The organism is Priestia sp. KCTC 13724 (genome assembly GCF_056820425.1).
Genome location: NZ_JBXDLD010000035.1, coordinates 1 through 16,180, shown reverse-complemented (window position 1 = coordinate 16,180; position 16,180 = coordinate 1). Strand labels below are relative to the sequence as shown.

The 16,180-nt window shown below is 39.9% G+C and carries 10 protein-coding genes, 9 tRNA genes and 1 rRNA gene; 3 read left to right on the top strand and 17 right to left on the bottom strand.

Annotated features, from left to right (window positions below):
* The first annotated feature begins 8 nt into the window (after nt 1–8).
* Both AC1UFB_RS05655 and AC1UFB_RS05650 read left to right on the top strand, forming a co-directional pair.
* Complete coding sequence (locus tag AC1UFB_RS05655; protein WP_025911216.1) at nt 9–464, top strand: spore germination protein GerPE; 456 nt, start codon at nt 9–11, stop codon at nt 462–464.
* Nucleotides 465–524: 60 nt separating this feature from the next.
* The gene (locus tag AC1UFB_RS05650; protein WP_025911215.1) at nt 525–743 is read left to right on the top strand and encodes a spore germination protein; all 219 of its coding nucleotides are present in this window, start codon (nt 525–527) and stop codon (nt 741–743) included.
* A 28-nt stretch (nt 744–771) separates the two neighbouring features.
* Here AC1UFB_RS05650 and AC1UFB_RS05645 read toward each other — a convergent pair whose 3' ends face one another.
* The 7 genes from AC1UFB_RS05645 to AC1UFB_RS05615 form a co-directional block, all read right to left on the bottom strand.
* The gene (locus AC1UFB_RS05645; RefSeq protein ID WP_025911214.1) at nt 772–1,077 is read right to left on the bottom strand and encodes an HNH endonuclease; all 306 of its coding nucleotides are present in this window, start codon (nt 1,075–1,077) and stop codon (nt 772–774) included.
* A 19-nt stretch (nt 1,078–1,096) separates the two neighbouring features.
* Nucleotides 1,097–4,483, bottom strand: coding sequence for an SbcC/MukB-like Walker B domain-containing protein (locus AC1UFB_RS05640; RefSeq protein ID WP_482588710.1), 3,387 nt, complete (start codon nt 4,481–4,483; stop codon nt 1,097–1,099).
* 3 nt (nt 4,484–4,486) lie between these two features.
* Nucleotides 4,487–5,662, bottom strand: coding sequence for a metallophosphoesterase family protein (locus tag AC1UFB_RS05635; protein ID WP_061786004.1), 1,176 nt, complete (start codon nt 5,660–5,662; stop codon nt 4,487–4,489).
* Nucleotides 5,663–5,713: 51 nt separating this feature from the next.
* The gene (gene addA / locus AC1UFB_RS05630) at nt 5,714–9,436 is read right to left on the bottom strand and encodes a helicase-exonuclease AddAB subunit AddA (RefSeq protein ID WP_328101146.1); all 3,723 of its coding nucleotides are present in this window, start codon (nt 9,434–9,436) and stop codon (nt 5,714–5,716) included.
* Nucleotides 9,414–12,920: a helicase-exonuclease AddAB subunit AddB gene (gene addB / locus AC1UFB_RS05625; protein ID WP_482588709.1), complete on the bottom strand. Its 3,507-nt coding sequence runs from the start codon at nt 12,918–12,920 to the stop codon at nt 9,414–9,416. Before addB ends, addA begins: the two co-directional genes overlap by 23 nt.
* A gap of 178 nt (nt 12,921–13,098) precedes the next feature.
* Nucleotides 13,099–13,839 (bottom strand): 3-oxoacyl-ACP reductase FabG, encoded by a 741-nt coding sequence (fabG, locus tag AC1UFB_RS05620; RefSeq protein ID WP_025911208.1) that lies wholly within the window; start codon nt 13,837–13,839, stop codon nt 13,099–13,101.
* A 332-nt stretch (nt 13,840–14,171) separates the two neighbouring features.
* The gene (locus AC1UFB_RS05615) at nt 14,172–14,774 is read right to left on the bottom strand and encodes a TVP38/TMEM64 family protein (RefSeq protein WP_025911206.1); all 603 of its coding nucleotides are present in this window, start codon (nt 14,772–14,774) and stop codon (nt 14,172–14,174) included.
* 193 nt (nt 14,775–14,967) lie between these two features.
* On the opposite strand from AC1UFB_RS05615, the gene AC1UFB_RS05610 reads away from it, so the two are divergent.
* Nucleotides 14,968–15,204, top strand: coding sequence for an IDEAL domain-containing protein (locus AC1UFB_RS05610; protein WP_025911202.1), 237 nt, complete (start codon nt 14,968–14,970; stop codon nt 15,202–15,204).
* A gap of 33 nt (nt 15,205–15,237) precedes the next feature.
* On the opposite strand, the gene AC1UFB_RS05605 is transcribed toward AC1UFB_RS05610, so the two are convergent.
* The 10 genes from AC1UFB_RS05605 to rrf form a co-directional block, all read right to left on the bottom strand.
* Nucleotides 15,238–15,311: transfer RNA gene (locus AC1UFB_RS05605), tRNA-Ile, on the bottom strand.
* Between the two features lie 4 nt (nt 15,312–15,315).
* Nucleotides 15,316–15,389, bottom strand: a tRNA-Gly gene (locus tag AC1UFB_RS05600).
* A gap of 23 nt (nt 15,390–15,412) precedes the next feature.
* Nucleotides 15,413–15,489, bottom strand: a tRNA-Pro gene (locus tag AC1UFB_RS05595).
* Nucleotides 15,490–15,494: 5 nt separating this feature from the next.
* A tRNA-Arg gene (locus tag AC1UFB_RS05590) sits at nt 15,495–15,571 on the bottom strand.
* 6 nt (nt 15,572–15,577) lie between these two features.
* Nucleotides 15,578–15,650, bottom strand: a tRNA-Lys gene (locus AC1UFB_RS05585).
* A gap of 4 nt (nt 15,651–15,654) precedes the next feature.
* Nucleotides 15,655–15,729, bottom strand: a tRNA-Gln gene (locus AC1UFB_RS05580).
* Nucleotides 15,730–15,735: 6 nt separating this feature from the next.
* Nucleotides 15,736–15,819, bottom strand: a tRNA-Tyr gene (locus AC1UFB_RS05575).
* Between the two features lie 12 nt (nt 15,820–15,831).
* Nucleotides 15,832–15,907 (bottom strand) — tRNA-Val (locus tag AC1UFB_RS05570).
* A gap of 18 nt (nt 15,908–15,925) precedes the next feature.
* A tRNA-Glu gene (locus tag AC1UFB_RS05565) sits at nt 15,926–16,000 on the bottom strand.
* 9 nt (nt 16,001–16,009) lie between these two features.
* Nucleotides 16,010–16,125, bottom strand: a 5S ribosomal RNA gene (gene rrf / locus AC1UFB_RS05560).
* Between the last annotated feature and the right edge of the window lie 55 nt (nt 16,126–16,180).

The window sequence follows — 16,180 nt, the reverse complement described above, 5'->3', positions numbered from 1 at the left end:
ACTTTTTTATGCTATCTAGAATTTCTCAAGTCAATCATTTGACATTAAATTCTCTTTTATCATCCTCATTATGCCAGATTGGAGATTCTACTCATATAGTATTAAAGACGCGTGTCCTAGCAATAAAGCGGGAATATCCTTTATTTTACGGACGTGAAGGAGATTTCAATTCTTACGATGTTTTTAATGAGCCTATACCACAGCCAATAAATGAGTTTATCAATATGCAAGTAAATAACACTGCCCCACTTATTAAAGTGGACCGCGTTACTATTCGAGGATGCTCATTCTCTTCAGTTATTCATGTGGGCTCCACATGTACCATTGATGCGGAAGCACGAATTAAACATATCCGCCAACTTGAAGGAGATACACCACAAACTCCTGATATCGGCCTAGAAAAACAGCTAAGTACAACGGCCAGTGAACTTCAAGACACCCTTCAAGACGATGCAACAAGATGAACAAATCTTACCGCTTCATCATACACTAGATTATTATCACGATAATAAAGGGTGGATATTATGCCAGCTTTAATCGGTCCTGTTAGTATTACAAGCGTGGGTGGCGGTGTTGTAACGTTTGGAGATACCTTTTATGTGTCCCCAAAAAGCTCATCAAAAACGAGTACGGGCTCAGGAGCAGTTAACACCGGTAACTTCGTCAATACCAATACCGGAATCTCTGGAACAAATACGCTTGATCCCGATTTTGCAGATCAAAACAACGTTGCCAATGCATAAAAAAACAGCTGACATTTCAGCTGTTTTTTTATCTTTTTTTTCGTTCATTCGACTTTTTAATTTTAGGCACTCGTGAAGATGGCTGCTTTTGAATCCACTTTATAAATGAATGAATCTGTGGATCATCTCTTAGTAGAGCAATTGTATTTAAGCGAACCGCTAATTCTGCATTCGTATAAAGCGCATGTATTTGCTTATGACACGGAATACAAAGGTTAGCAGTAGGCTCAAATGTCCCTCCCATTTCTTTGGGAGTGAGATGATGAACGGTAATTTCAACATCTTCTCGTTCACATAATTCGCACCAGCCAACGTGACGATCTTTTTTCCCCACTGCTTTTCAACCTTTCCCTTTATAACGTTTCAACAGCTACTCGTGTTCCCATACCAGTAGCATCAGCAGGCTGTACAATTAAACGCTTAGGTAAGCGTGCTCGAAGCTCTTGCACGTGACTAATAACTCCGATTGATAGGTTATCGGACTGTAGCTTTTCTAAAGCCGTCACAACCGTATCGAGAAGCTCTCCATCCAGTGTTCCAAATCCTTCATCTAAAAAGAAAAATTGTAAAGGGTACTCTCCCCGAAGCTGGATTTGTGCAGATAATGATAGGGCTAATGCAAGAGACGTTAAGAATGTTTCTCCTCCTGAAAGAGTTGAGACCGGGCGCTTAACTCCACCGTTAGCATCGTCTCTCATAATAAATCCACCTTGAGAATCCACTTCAATTGCATAGCGGTGACGTGTTAAAATAGCTAATCGCTCTGAAGCATCTCGACTAATCGCCATCAGCTGTTCTTCAGCCATATACTCAACAAACGTATTACCTTTAAACACAGACTGTAGCTTTTGATACTGTTCAAACAAAGTTTCTTTCTCTACCCTTTGCTTTTCAAGCTCGTTAAAGCGTTCATGTCTCTTTAACATATCTTTTAAGGTCTCTTCTGCTCCACCCTTTAGCTGATTTGCTTCGCTAACCGCTTCTTTTCTGTTTACCAGCAGAGATTTAGTTTCTTCCCACTTATCTTTAGTTATAGCTTTACCATTAAGTTTTTTCTCAACTTTAGCTATGTCAGCTTTGGCTTGTTTTAGCTTATCCTCAAACTCTTGAATTTCTTCAATTAATTTCTGTATATCATCACTTGTTTGAACTGCTTTTTTTACTTCCTCTTTTTCTGTAAAGCCTGACGGTTGAAGCTGCTCTTCCCATTGTTTTTTAACTTCTTCATATCGTTCTGTCAAATCTTCTAATGCTTTACGCTCTGCATGCTCATTTGCCTGTAGCTTTTGATAGGTCACTTGCATACCATTTAGCGTTTCATAACAGGCATTCTCCGTTTGATCTAGCTCACGAATGCGCTGTTCAACCTCTTTTAGCTCTGACGCTACATCTCCTGCTTTTGAAAGTTCCGTAAGCATGCTTTTTTGTTCTTGGAGGGCTTGATGAAGGTTTTTCTGTTCTGCTTCTAACTGAACACTCTTACGCGTCGCTTGATCATACCCTTCTCTCGTATGCGCAATTTTAAGTTGGTGTTCATCAAAAAACTGATAGCTTTTATTGATGCGTTCAACAAGTGTTCGCTCCTCTGCAATTCGCAATTTCATTTTTTCTTGAACTTCATGAATGTTATTCATCTCTAGATGTGGATATAGCTGATGCCATTCTTTAATAAGCGTGTCCTGATGGGCGTTGTGCTTACTTAACTCTTCAGTAAAATTTTCCACCTCTTTTATGAGTTGCTGCTTGCTAAACAGTAAATCTTGCTGCTGCTTTTCACTTTGTTTATAGCGCTGTAACAAGTCTGATTGCTTCTCGCGAACTTCAATGTAATCTTGCTGTAAGGCTTTCAGCTCAATTTTTAACCTAGTGCTGTATTCACCGCCATTCTCTTCTAACCGCTGGATAGCCGGCAAGTCATACTTCGTATCAGCGACCTCGGGGTAAGCATCGAGTAACATTGAATGAAGCTGCTCTAAGCGAAGTTTTAACGCTCCGTACTCTTGCTTTTGCTCATCCAGTATATGCTTCTCTGATTCATAACTGGTAATCTGTTCATCCAATTGTAAGTTGGTGTGTACCTCATTAGATACTGCAGGTGAAGGGTGGTCATTTGAACCGCACACTGGACATGGTTTTCCTTCACTGAGACCATCGGCTAGCTGGTGAGCTAAGTGGTTAACCTTTTCCTTCATTTGTTGCTCACGCAGTGACTGTAATTGACGATTTACCGAGCTAAAAAGCTGTTCAAATTCACGTTCACGCTCACAAACGATATGATACGTGCGCTGAGTGGATACAAATAGCTTTTGTGCTTGAGAAGCTTGACTTTGTTTTAACTCTTTTTGTTTTTCAATGTTTGCTTCAGTTGCTTTCAGCTCTAACTGCTTTTTCTGTACTTTTTCTTCTTGTTCTTTTATAACTCTCTTTAATTCCACTGCTTTTTCTGCTTTTATTGCAGCTTCATAAACTTGTTCACGCTCTGTGTCAGAAACTTTTACCGTTTCTAATTCTTTTTTCAAGCTACTTTGAAGCAATTTCCCTTTTTCTAACTGTGCTTCAAGCTTTTGTAGCACTTCCAAACTCTCTTTTACATCAGCTGAGGCCTGGTTATATGCTGCTTGCTTTTCAACGTAGTTCTTTTCTAGCTCCTGTATCAGTTCTTGAATTTTTTTCGCTTGCTCTAACTGTTCTTTCCGAATAAAGAGCTTTGGCTGTTCTTGCTGTTTCGTTAACCGTGCTTGGTCATACGCCACCTGGCTTTTTTCATACTTATCATACTGGGTACGCAGCTTCTCTTGAATAGCTGATACGTTTTGACGAGTCTTTTGCTTTTTCACCGTAAGCTGCTCGTACGCGTTTAGATATGGCAACAATTTTTTTGCTTCTTCAGCTATAGCTACTTGTTTTCGCTTCTCATTTATAAGCAGCTCTTGCTCATTTAATTCTTTTAACGTTTCTTCTAATTCATGTTTGATTTGCATATCATTCCAAATCGCAGTTTGTTCATCGTACAACTTTTCAATGTCTTTCAGTTCGCACTCACGCTTTTCCAGCAAAATGATACGCTCTTGAAGGACCTGCTCTGCTTGCTTAACACTTTCCTCTGATGCTTCCCCTAATCCCGTCTGCTCTGCAGAAATCGTATCAATTTCACCTTTTAATAGCTGAACATTTGAACGAATTTTTTTGTTAAGTTGATCACCGTACTGCTCTAAATTAAATAAACGCTGCAGCATTTGACGGCGCTCCGTGCCTTTCAATGATAAAAACTCAGCAAATTTCCCTTGTGGCAATACAACAGCGCGCGTAAAGTCGTCGATTGTTAAACCTAATAGCGACTGAACCTGCTGGTTTACGTCATTTGTTTTATCAGCCAGTACGATTGTTTCATCTCCTACTTCAATAAAACGGCTGGTTGCTGACCTTACTCGCATTTCATCTGAACGCTTGAAGCTACGCTCGACGGTATAGCGCTTTTTATGATTTGCATTTTCTAATTCAAACGTAAAAGCAACTTTTACTTCGTTTTCGGCGTGATTTAAAATGCCATGCGTGTTGTTAGCTGCCCTTTCTACTTTGCCGTAAAGCGCAAGAGTCATCGCATCTAAAATAGAAGATTTACCACTGCCTGTTGGACCAAAAATACCGAACACACCGCCAGAACATAAGCTTGTAAAATCGATAACTTGTTTTTCTCTAAAGCTGTGCAAGCCTGCTATTGTTAACGTAATTGGCTTCATCTTCTACTCCTCCTCTTCTGCTTCTCGTGTATGAATCAATGATAAAAAGAGTTGAACCAACTCGTCGCTTGGTGTCGCTCCCCCCGTTTGCTTCCGATAGAATTTAGCAAACGACTCTTCGATTGGAACGTTTCGCTGTTCTTGTTGAACTTGAACAGTTTCTTCCTCTTTAAAAACCGGTCGGATATGAATGAACCCTTTGTGCAGCTTACGTAATCGGTGAATTTCTTCAAGAGACAATGCATCTTCTAAGTGAATCTCTAAATCAATCCAAGCAGTGCTATCTTTTCCTTCATCCAGCCACTGGTACACTTCTGCGATACCGTTTTTCGCTTTCCATCTTGTAAGTGGTCTTCCGCTTGATAAAGGAATTTCCGTTACCTTCACTTCTTCTCCCGGCTTAGCATCGAGTATCGTTACGGATTTGGTATAGCCTGATTCAGAAAAGCTATAGGCAAGAGGTGAACCCGAATAACGAGCTTTTGTAGAAGCTCGCTTGATGTCCTGAGGTCGGTGAAGATGCCCAAGCGCTACGTACTGAGCTGCCGCTGGAAGGCTTGACGCTGCCACCGTATACGCTCCACCTACTTCAATTGGCCGTTCAGAATCTGTTGAGCTTCCTCCCGCAACATAGATATGACTCATGGCAATGTTTACACTGTCGTTTGTAAAATGTGAGCTCATCTTTAAAAAGATTTCGCCTACTCGCTCATCATATGAATTTCGAAGCAACAATTCATCGTCTTCCTCAGCCAACATTTCCTTTAATCTTGATTCTGATGGATAAGGAAGTGCACCTACTTTTAACGTTTCTTCAACAGTTGGAAGGTAAATCTCTTGTACATCAGTTGTCGGTAAACCTATGAGCGTAATATTTTGTTCAAATGCAAGCGGAGAGGCTGCAGATAAGCGATCGGGATTATCATGGTTACCCGCAATTACAATAATTGGACGCTTGCCTTTTTCACTCAGCTTCGACATACTATCATAAAATAATTGCTCTGCTGCTGCGGGCGGATTAACGGTATCAAATACATCACCGGCCATTAAAATTGCGTCAACTTTTTCTTCCTTTACAATTTGAGCTAACTCATCTAAGAACTGAGCTTGTTCTTCAATTCTGCTCCTACCTTCTAAGGTTCTCCCTAAGTGCCAGTCGGCCGTATGTAATAACCTCATGTGCTCCCCACCTTTTCTTGACAAAAAGAAGACGAAAAGCTCGCCTTCTTTTTACTCTTCTATTTCTATTACATGTCCACCATCTAAAAAATATAAATAGCTATGTGCTATCGGCTTTTTCACGATGGTTTCTACCGCTTTTCGATACAGCTTCAGCTGCACTTCATAGCGGTTTTTCAAGATTTCTTCAGCGCTGTTAAAGTCATTGCTAAAGCGATTTTTTATATCATCGGTTTTGTAATCAACGAGGATTAGCTGACCATTCCATTCATATAAGCAATCTATAATCCCTTGGACTAAAATTGCTTCATTATCGTTCCACCCGTATACTTCTTCCGTTGAAACATTTAAGCTAAACGGCATTTCACGATAAACCTTTTCTGCTTCTTTGAGCTGTTGTCCAATGAAACTTTCCGTAAATTGAGCAATGTCAGAAGGGTTAATACTTTCTGCTTGCTCAGTTGTTAAAATTTCATTGGTAACGAGGGAATCAATAAGCTCTTGTACGGCTTCAATTGTTAACGATCCCTTAAATGGTAAATGCTGCATCACTGTATGCACAGCTGTTCCACGTTCTGCTGCGGTTAATGAATGCGACTGCATAAAGGCCGGGCGATCTTCAATAGTTGACTTAAAGCCTGTTATAAGCTGACTTTCTTGTTCTTCACCGCTCGCTTGGTACTGTCTCTTTAAATCAGAAACAGATTGCTTAGAGCGATGTGTTGTTGCTTCTAAATGACCATACTCCCAACGTAATCGCTCTTCAATGCGTTCTTTATGGATACTTTCAATATGAACTTGATCACCTTTTTGTACCGCAGCTAACAGTTCTTCATGCTCCAATTGTTCTTCAACAAGCTGTTCAGATAGCTCCGCCGCTTGGATCGTTTGAATTTCCCACTTGGAGCTGTGCTCATACACCTCTTGCAACACCGCTCTTTGTTCTTCTGGTATCCATTTTTCGAAGTGACGATGTCTGGCCAGAGCAAGACCAATCCAATCAAGATAAGACTTTGCATCTACACGCATATAAGCCGGCAGTTCCCATTGATCATGGGTCAACACGTGACTCCATTTTTTCATTTGAGCCTCAGCATCTTTTACAGTTCCTACTAAAATTAATTTTTCTTTAGCACGTGTCAGCGCTACATATAAAACACGCATCTCTTCGGCAATGCTTTCTTTTTTCATTTTTTGTTTCATTACTTGCTGAAGCAACGTTGGGTACGTAATACGAAGCTTTGGATCAATATATTTAGAACCGAAGCCAAGTTCTTTATCTAGAATATAAGATTTATTTAAATCCATTAGATTAAATTTACGATTCAATCCAGCTACGAAAACAATAGGAAACTCTAAACCTTTACTGCTATGGATTGTCATTAAACGAACAACATCTTCTTGCTCACCTAAAGACCTTGCCGTTCCTAAATCATTTCCACGCTCTTTCATACGATCAATAAACCGTAGAAAGCGGAATAAGCCTCGAAACGACGTCGCTTCATATTGACGTGCACGGTCATATAAAGCTCTTAAGTTTGCTTGACGCTGCTTACCTCCAGGCAGACCTCCTACAAACTCATAAAATCCTGTATCACGATAAATTTGCCAGATAAGTGTAGATAAAGAAGTTTGACGTGCTTTTGTTCTCCACTCACTAAGCTTTATGGCAAAATGATGAAGCTTTTCTTGAAGATTTCCTTCAGGAGATATGCGCACATAATTTTTCATCGCTTCATAGTACGTTCCCTTCTTATCCTCAGCACGAATTAAAGCAAGCTCTTCATCTGACAAGCCTACAATTGGAGAACGCAATACAGAAGCAAGCGGAATATCTTGATATGGATTATCAATGACTTTTAATAAAGACATCATCATCATTACTTCCGTTGCATCAAAATACCCTGATGAAAGATCTGCATAAACAGGAATTCCTTCTTGCTTAAACTCTTCCATAATTTGTGGTGCCCAAGGCATAGAACGCAGTAAAATAACAAAATCTCGATACGTTACGTTTCGCATCACATCTAGCTTACGATCGTATACTTGAAAACGATCTTGAACAAGCTGTTTTATCTTCCGAGCCATTGCGCGAGCTTCTAGCTGAGCTGTTTCTAGCTCTGCTTCTGAAAACTCTACTAAATCCGACTCTTCTTCCTCTGCTCCACCTTCTTTGGAAATGAGCAAAAGTTCAGACTCCATCTCACTACTGCTAGGATACGATGCTCCTAGCTTCAAAGATGCATCATTGTCATAGGCGATTTCGCCAACTTCTTCATCCATTAACTGCTGAAAGATAAAGTTGGTCGCATCGATAATCTCAGAGCGACTGCGGAAGTTTTTATTCAAGTCAATTTTCATACCATTTTTTCGACCGTCATGTGTAAAAGTTTTATATTTTCCAAGGAACAGAAACGGTTCTGCTAAACGAAAGCGATAAATAGATTGCTTGACGTCACCAACCATAAAAAGGTTACCATTTTTACCATCATTATGCGTCACAAGCTGAATGATGGTCTCTTGTACCATATTCGTATCTTGGTATTCATCTACTAAAACCTCAACAAACTGCGTTTTATATTTATAAGCGACTTCAGAAGGTTCAACCCTTCCATCTACAGAATGGCTTAAAATTTGCAAGCAATAATGTTCTAAGTCTGAAAAGTCCACGAGCCCTTTCGCTCTCTTTTCTGCTTCATAGCGATTACCAAACTTCCTTACAAGCGATACGAGAACTTCTACTACAGGATACATTTTCTGAAAGTCACTCATGTATCCACTGAGCGGACGAGAAAATAAATCACCTTGCAATTTTTCAAGAGCTGCTTTTGCTTTTTTACGAAGCTCTCCAAACTCATCAAGTAAGGCAACATCATACTCGTCACCTTTACACGGCTTTAAACGCGTAAAGCTAAGAACTTGCATATGTTCATGTAGCTCAGCAAAAGTGCCAGCTGCAAGCATACGGTTAACCTGAGCTAAGTCATCTTCAATATTTACTTTTCTTGGGGCTGGACCTCCAGGCATGGTTGTGAGCCTAGAGGCTTGGTTTAGCATAGCTTGAACACCGCTCAGCTGCTTTTTCACTTCGTCCATTAAAAAACTCATAAATGGAAGAGAGTCAATTGTAGCTTCTTCATCAATGCTATATTGGCGAAGGAGCATATCTAACCACCTATTTGGATTTGGATTAGAACGAGCAAAATCGTATAATCTGCCAACCATATGCTGCACGTCCAAGTCATGACGGTCACTCGTATAGCGGTCCACCAATTCAAAGAATGATTGATTACCTTCAAGGCTATACTGCTCTTCAAAAAGCTCGTCTAATACTTCTTCTCTTAAGAGTTCCGCTTCAGTATCGTCTGCGATTCGAAAACCTGGATCTAAGTTAATCATATAGTAATAGGTGCGAATAACTTCCAGACAAAATGAATGAAGAGTTGAAATAGACGATCGGTTTAGTAAGTGTAGCTGTCTTCTTAAATGTAAGGAAGATGGATTTACCTTTAACTCTTTTTCTAAAGCTTCTCCTATACGATGACGCATCTCTGCTGCTGAAGCGTTTGTGAACGTTACGACTAACAAACGGTCGACGTCCACTGGATTTTCAGGATCGATAATTTTTCGAATAATACGCTCAACTAACACAGCTGTTTTCCCTGAACCTGCGGCGGCTGCTACTAAAATATCTTGCCCAGATGATACAATGGCTTTCCACTGGTCATCTGTCCACTGCGAATCCGCTGGCTTACTCATTCGTTCCTGACTCATGCTTATCCTCCTCTCGTATTTTTTCTAGAATGCTATTTTGATTTTCATTTCTTAACTGACGATATTCATTTTCGCTTAATGCTTCATCAAATTGACAAATCGAACGATAGTCACAAAAAGCACACGGTGTTTTATCTTTAAGTTTATAGGGAGCAATGTCAATTTTACCTTCAGTAATTTCTGTCCCTGCCTCCACAAACTTTTTACGTACATATTGTCTAAGATGTGTAAAGTCCGTTTCAGATGCAATAGAAGAATTCGCATAGAAACCACCTGTTTTTTTAATACCAGCTGAGATAATTTGTGAATGACCGGACTCAAGCGTTTCGTCCATTAGGCGAACCGCTTCTTCATCACCTAGCAGTAAGCCTTTCATCTTAAATTTCTTAAAGATTTCTTCTTCAATCTGATTTTCACTCAGACTATTTGTACTATTAACCATCGGATTATGAACGTGGAAATATAAAACACCTGCAGGTAAAGCACCTTGGTTAGTTTTCAAAAGCTGCTCAGCGTGAGTTACCACTACATCCAAATATGCGAGAATTTGAAGTGAAAGTCCATAATAGACCTCCAGTAAATTTAACGCTTTGTCACTCGATTTATAATCGACAATCCGAAGTAGTATCCCTTTAGAGCTTTCTGCTTTATCCACTCGATCAATTCGTCCGACTAGCTCCATCGTATGCCCATTTGGAAGCGTAAAGGTCATGGAAGGTAGCTCTGCATTAGGACCAAATCCTAACTCTAGTCCAACTGGTACAAAACCGCTCGCTCTTGCATGTTGGCTTAATACAATCGACGCTCTTTCAATTACTTGCTGTAACTTATATGCGAGATATTGATGACGATTCGAGCTCAGCAATATTTCGTTTTGTAAGCGCGGCGCTAATTCTTGAACTGCAGTGGCTGAAAGGGATTGACAATCTTTTTTCGTTAACTGCTTCCAATCTTTCTCACCAGTTCGTAACTTATCCGAAATATGCTTTAACGCTGCGTGAAAAAGCTCACCAATATCAGGTGCCGCTAGCTGAAATACTTTTCGATCCTTCAGCTTTAAGCCATGAGAAGCAAAATGCGAATAAGGACAGGCTTCAAACTTCTCCATGCGTGATACGCTTGCTTGAATATGTTTTCCATACAAGCGCTCACTCGTCTTTTTACTTAATCGCTTTGCATCATTTTGATAAAATAAGCTGCTCAAAACTCTTTGACTATACGTTTTCCAGTCTGAAGTCATATAAAAGTTATAAACGTCCCACCATGCATCGCTCATTGGATAATGTCGTTTCCAAGCCTGTAAGTTACTTGCTAAATAAGCCAGCGTAGACAACGGATTCGCAATATAGTCAAGCTGCTTTTCCTCTTCTAAACTTGTAGGATCATTCATTAACAACGTTTCTTCAAGTAGTGGAAAGAGATCTTTCAGTCGGTTAATAACTAAAGACGGAAGCAAAGACTTCCCTTCATCATTCGCTAGTGGGTAGCTGATATATAACTTTTCTTCAGAACTTACAAGCGCTAAATAAATCAAGAACTGATCATCAAACAGCTGCTGCTTACCAGTTGGAGCTAGCGTCACACCTGATTTGAATAATTCGTCGCGGTCTTGATCAGATAAAATACTGTCTCCCTGCGGCTTAGCTGGTATTACACCATCGTTCACACCTACGATAAAGGTAGCTTTAATATTAGAAAAACGAGAGCGTTCAAAGCTTGCAACAAGGACTTGGTCAAGCGATGGTGGGACAATAGCAAACTGCATGCTATCTAATCCTGTCTCAAAAAGCTCAGCAAATAGCTTGATGGACACTTTTTCTTCTCCCATCATTTCTACAAATTGATCAAACAGGTTTAAGACAGCTTTCCATACTTGTTCATGTTCCCGTGCTTCCTGTACCTTTCCATTTTCTTCACAATGGTCACGAAGCTTCTCAATTTTTTGTGGGATGCTTAGCTCTGTCAAAAAGAGATAAAGAGCTTTTGCTTTTTCCTCTCCCGTCTTTCCTTTCTTTAAGGCCTGCTGTAGTTTCATAAGTGGGTTTACAACAAGTTCTTTTAGCTCATTAATTTTTTCTTCAAACTGTACTTCCTCATCCGTTTTTGGTAGATTCATATCCTCTAATGAACGATATTTTCGGTATTTCCACCTTTCACCATTCGTCCACTTAGTACCTTGAATCCCGTATGCTAATACGTAGTTTTCAAATTGATCCATACCTTCTCTCAATGCTTCAACCTCAGCCTCTATCGAAAAAAACATATCCGTCTTAATAGCACGAAAAATACTTTCATAGCGCCACGAACCACTCACTACCTCTAAGCTGGAACGAATAAACTCAATGATTGGGTGATGGAACATTGCTCTTTTTTGATCAATAAAGTATGGAATTTCATAATCACGAAATACGGTTTCAATTAATTCGCCGTAGTCATTTTTATTTCGAACAACTAGAGCAATATCTCTATACCGATAATTGGAGTCTTTAACTAGTAGCTGAATTTCTCTTGCAATTCCTTCTACCTCTGCACGACGACTCACAGCAGGATATAAAGAAATGTGAGTTGGCTTTTGAGAAAATTCAGCAGCTGGACGCTCATCATAATACTTCTCCAAATGAGACAGCTCTGGGCTGTTTGCATGGCGAATATTATCCTTTAATAAAATAGGGTCTTTTATTTCAATTCCATGTTCTAGTGCTGCTGTTGTTAATTCTCTATATGTTTCTCCAGTTAATCTAAAGAGCTGCAAATCAGTTGGTATATAACTTGCTTGTGTATGATCTCCGGTCAATGCGACAGTTACATCTGAACAAGCTTTCATAAGTTCAACTAAGACATCTAGTTCTTGCTTTGTGAAATGATGAAATCCATCGACATAAATAACTGCTTTCTTTAAATATGAGGAAAGCGGAATTTTTTCAGCTAATAGTTTTAAATAATCTTCGCTATCTACATATTTCATTAGCAGCTGCTTTTCTAGTTCTTGATATATAATTCCTAAATCATGCAGCTTGTCCGCTAGCACGTGCTCGTTATTGTCTTTAAACTCTTGTTGCAGAGCCCCTAACGATTCAGGCTCTAATCCATACTGCTTAAATTCTTTCAACATTTGTTCTAGCTTTGTAATAAACCCTTCTTTTTCAGATGCTGCTGCAAATAAAGTGAGCTCTTCTTTTTGTTGCTCTATAATTTTTCTGAGCATCATATGCATGCCCGTTTGATCAATATGATAACGGCTAATGCCGCCTGCTTCCTGGAGAACTCGCCACGCCAAACGCGTAAAACTATAAACTTGAGCTCTCATCATCCCGCCCAATCCCGGCGTTTGGATAAGCTCATACTCTGATTGGAAGGTCATTTGCTCTGGAACAATATAAATAATTGGGTTGCCCAGTGGCTCTCGCACCAATTCTTGGCGAATAGCATTTAAACACGCTGTTGTTTTACCACTTCCAGACCTACCCAGCATAAACTGTAGCATCTTGTTCACCCCTAACGAATTTGAACGCCACAAAAAAACGTGACGTTCAACAAGTTCTTTTTCTATACTTTTATCGATTTTTATCCTTTTTGTTACCATTTATTTTACTGGACTTACGTAAAGAAATCCAATAAAATAAACCGTTTTGGCTCATTGCCAAAACGGTTTATTTTTCCTATTACATCATAATTCCACCATCGACATGTAATACGGTTCCGTTTACATAATTAGATTCATCTGATGCTAAATATAAGTATGCATAGCCAATATCAGAAGGCTGTCCTAATCTTTGAAGCGGAATCGTCGACTTCATTTGATTAATGACTTTCTCTGGAACAGCAGCTACCATGTTCGTTTCGATAAACCCTGGCGCAACGGCATTTACGTTGATTCCTTTACGCCCAAGTTCTTTCGCCCAAGTCTTAGTCATTCCTACGACCGCAGCTTTTGCCGCTGCGTAATTGGTTTGTCCAACGTTCCCATATACGCCTGAAACAGATGAGGTACTAATAATTTTCCCTCTACCTTGAGCCACCATATGAGGGACAACAGCTTGTGTACAGTTAAAAACACCGGTCAAGTTAACGTTAATAACTGCTTGAAAGTCTTCCATTGTTAGCTTAGTTAACATTGCATCTCTGGTAATTCCGGCATTGTTAACTAAAATGTCTATCTTGCCGTAGGCTTCTACTACTTCTTCTACCATTCCATCTACATTATCACGATCTGCCACATTAACTTGAAAGAACGTGACGTCTCCACCTTCATTTCGTAAAACCTTTGCTTTCTCTTCACCTAAAGCTTGATCATAATCAACGAGTGCTACTTTTGCCCCTTCTTTTGCAAAAATTCGTGCAGCTTCAAAGCCTAATCCATTTGCAGCGCCTGTAATAATTGCCACCTTATCTTTTAATCTCATCTCCTACCACATAGTATGAACATTCATAAGAACAGGCTTGCCTTCATACTATGCATAGCCCCCTTTTACTTGACGACAAGCACGTCGTATTCGTAAAGCATGTGCAAAAGCGATGAATTAAACAACCCTTTTACTAACATATGTAGTAGAGAATTGTCCAAAACATTCATAACTTTTCAGAAAACAGGGAAATCAACAGATTAAAGTGAGGTAAAGAACATGTAAGGCTTCTAGAGAGCTTAGCAAAACCTGCTAATTTTATCCTTATTTTAACATATATTCTACAAAATCGAAATCATGAATTCAGAAAAGAAAATCTCTCTTCATTTTTACTACTGATTTGTACGAACATTTAGACGTCTCTCTATTTGTTTTCCCACAATCCATAATACAAAAACAACAATTAAAACAACAATAGCTTTTGTAGGCTGTTTTATAAAGGAGATAAAGTCAGCTCCTATAAAGCTCATCATAAAGATCATCACCATTTTTCCTGCTAAAACTGCTAATACGAATTGTGACATACTGACCCTAGATAAGCCAGCAACAACATTAATAGCAGCTGACGGAGTAAATGGGAAGCATAGCATTAAAAACAGTGGACCAAACCCATGACGTTCAACCCAAGTCATAATCTTTCGAATTTGAGCATGTCTACTGATAAAATTCAAGAAGCGAGCTTGTCCATATCGACGAAAGATAAGAAAAACAATAATCGCCCCTACACATGACCCGACCCACGAAATTAGAAACCCTAGCCATAAGCCAAATGCTGCAGCATTTGCCATAACGAAAGCAAAAAGAGGTAAAATTGGAATAAATGCTTCAAGAATAGGAAGTAATAATCCCGGTATAATGCCAAATGATTGATATTCTTTTAAAAGTTCAAGCACACCTTCAAGCGTTAAGTATTCCTTAATTGTATCAAAGTCCATTACTTAATCTCCTAACTGATGACTACTAACTTAATCAACATTGTACTACTTTCATTACCGAAACAAAAGCTACTCAAACATTTATATTTGTCTGACCAATATACAACAAAATACGTCTAAAAATTTAGAAAATTAGTTGTTTTTTTGTTCCTTACTCTATATACTAAGAAAAAGGCTGCAGAGGTGATGATGTATGAACAATGAAAAATCGTACGCCGAGATGATGAAATCCCTCGCTCGCAAAAGAAAAATTCGCGAAGCTGATAACGTGCTTGATATGTATATTGACATGATTATTGACGATGCCTTATTTAAACACAAAAAAAGCATTTTAGAAACTCAAATTAACTATGCATTAGATGAACGAGATCGTACTGCATTTTATGACTTGTCTCTTCAGTATCAATCTCTTTTAAAAACATCTACATGAAAAAGAGCATCTTAACTAGATGCTCTTTTTTAGTGGGCCTAAGTGGACTCGAACCACCGACCTCACGCTTATCAGGCGTGCGCTCTAACCAGCTGAGCTATAGGCCCGTTATGGAGCGGGTGATGAGAATCGAACTCACGACATCAGCTTGGAAGGCTGAGGTTTTACCATTAAACTACACCCGCATATATAAATTAAAGATATTTCCTGGTCGGGAAGACAGGATTCGAACCTGCGACCCCTTGGTCCCAAACCAAGTGCTCTACCAAGCTGAGCTACTTCCCGTTTTATGGCGCGCCCGAGAGGAGTCGAACCCCTAACCTTTTGATCCGTAGTCAAACGCTCTATCCAATTGAGCTACGGGCGCTTAATATGAGCCATGAAGGACTCGAACCTTCGACCCTCTGATTAAAAGTCAGATGCTCTACCAACTGAGCTAATGGCTCTTACTGGCTGGGCTAGCTGGATTCGAACCAACGCATGACGGAGTCAAAGTCCGTTGCCTTACCGCTTGGCTATAGCCCAATAAGATGGTGGAGGGGGGCAGATTCGAACTGCCGAACCCGAAGGAGCGGATTTACAGTCCGCCGCGTTTAGCCACTTCGCTACCCCTCCAGCTTAAATAAATGGTGGAGGATGACGGGATCGAACCGCCGACCCCCTGCTTGTAAGGCAGGTGCTCTCCCAGCTGAGCTAATCCTCCAACTATGTATAAGAATTATGGTGACCCGTACGGGATTCGAACCCGTGTTACCGCCGTGAAAGGGCGGTGTCTTAACCACTTGACCAACGGGCCAATATAAATGCCTGGCAACGTCCTACTCTCACAGGGACAAAGTCCCAACTACCATCGGCGCTAGAGAACTTAACTTCCGTGTTCGGTATGGGAACGGGTGTGACCTCTCTGCTATCGCCACCAGACATGATTTGAGATTATTCTCTCAAAACTAGATAACATTTCGCTGAGTACTAAGTT

Excerpts from the sequence above, each read along its gene's own strand:
- AC1UFB_RS05610 (WP_025911202.1), top strand. The coding sequence starts at position 14,968 with ATGAACAATGAAAAATCGTACGCCGAGATGATGAAATCCCTCGCTCGC.
- fabG (WP_025911208.1), bottom strand. The coding sequence starts at position 13,839 with ATGAGATTAAAAGATAAGGTGGCAATTATTACAGGCGCTGCAAATGGA.
- AC1UFB_RS05615 (WP_025911206.1), bottom strand. The coding sequence starts at position 14,774 with ATGGACTTTGATACAATTAAGGAATACTTAACGCTTGAAGGTGTGCTT.
- addB (WP_482588709.1), bottom strand. The coding sequence starts at position 12,920 with ATGCTACAGTTTATGCTGGGTAGGTCTGGAAGTGGTAAAACAACAGCG.
- AC1UFB_RS05655 (WP_025911216.1), top strand. The coding sequence starts at position 9 with ATGCTATCTAGAATTTCTCAAGTCAATCATTTGACATTAAATTCTCTT.
- addA (WP_328101146.1), bottom strand. The coding sequence starts at position 9,436 with ATGAGTCAGGAACGAATGAGTAAGCCAGCGGATTCGCAGTGGACAGAT.
- AC1UFB_RS05635 (WP_061786004.1), bottom strand. The coding sequence starts at position 5,662 with ATGAGGTTATTACATACGGCCGACTGGCACTTAGGGAGAACCTTAGAA.
- AC1UFB_RS05640 (WP_482588710.1), bottom strand. The coding sequence starts at position 4,483 with ATGAAGCCAATTACGTTAACAATAGCAGGCTTGCACAGCTTTAGAGAA.
- AC1UFB_RS05650 (WP_025911215.1), top strand. The coding sequence starts at position 525 with ATGCCAGCTTTAATCGGTCCTGTTAGTATTACAAGCGTGGGTGGCGGT.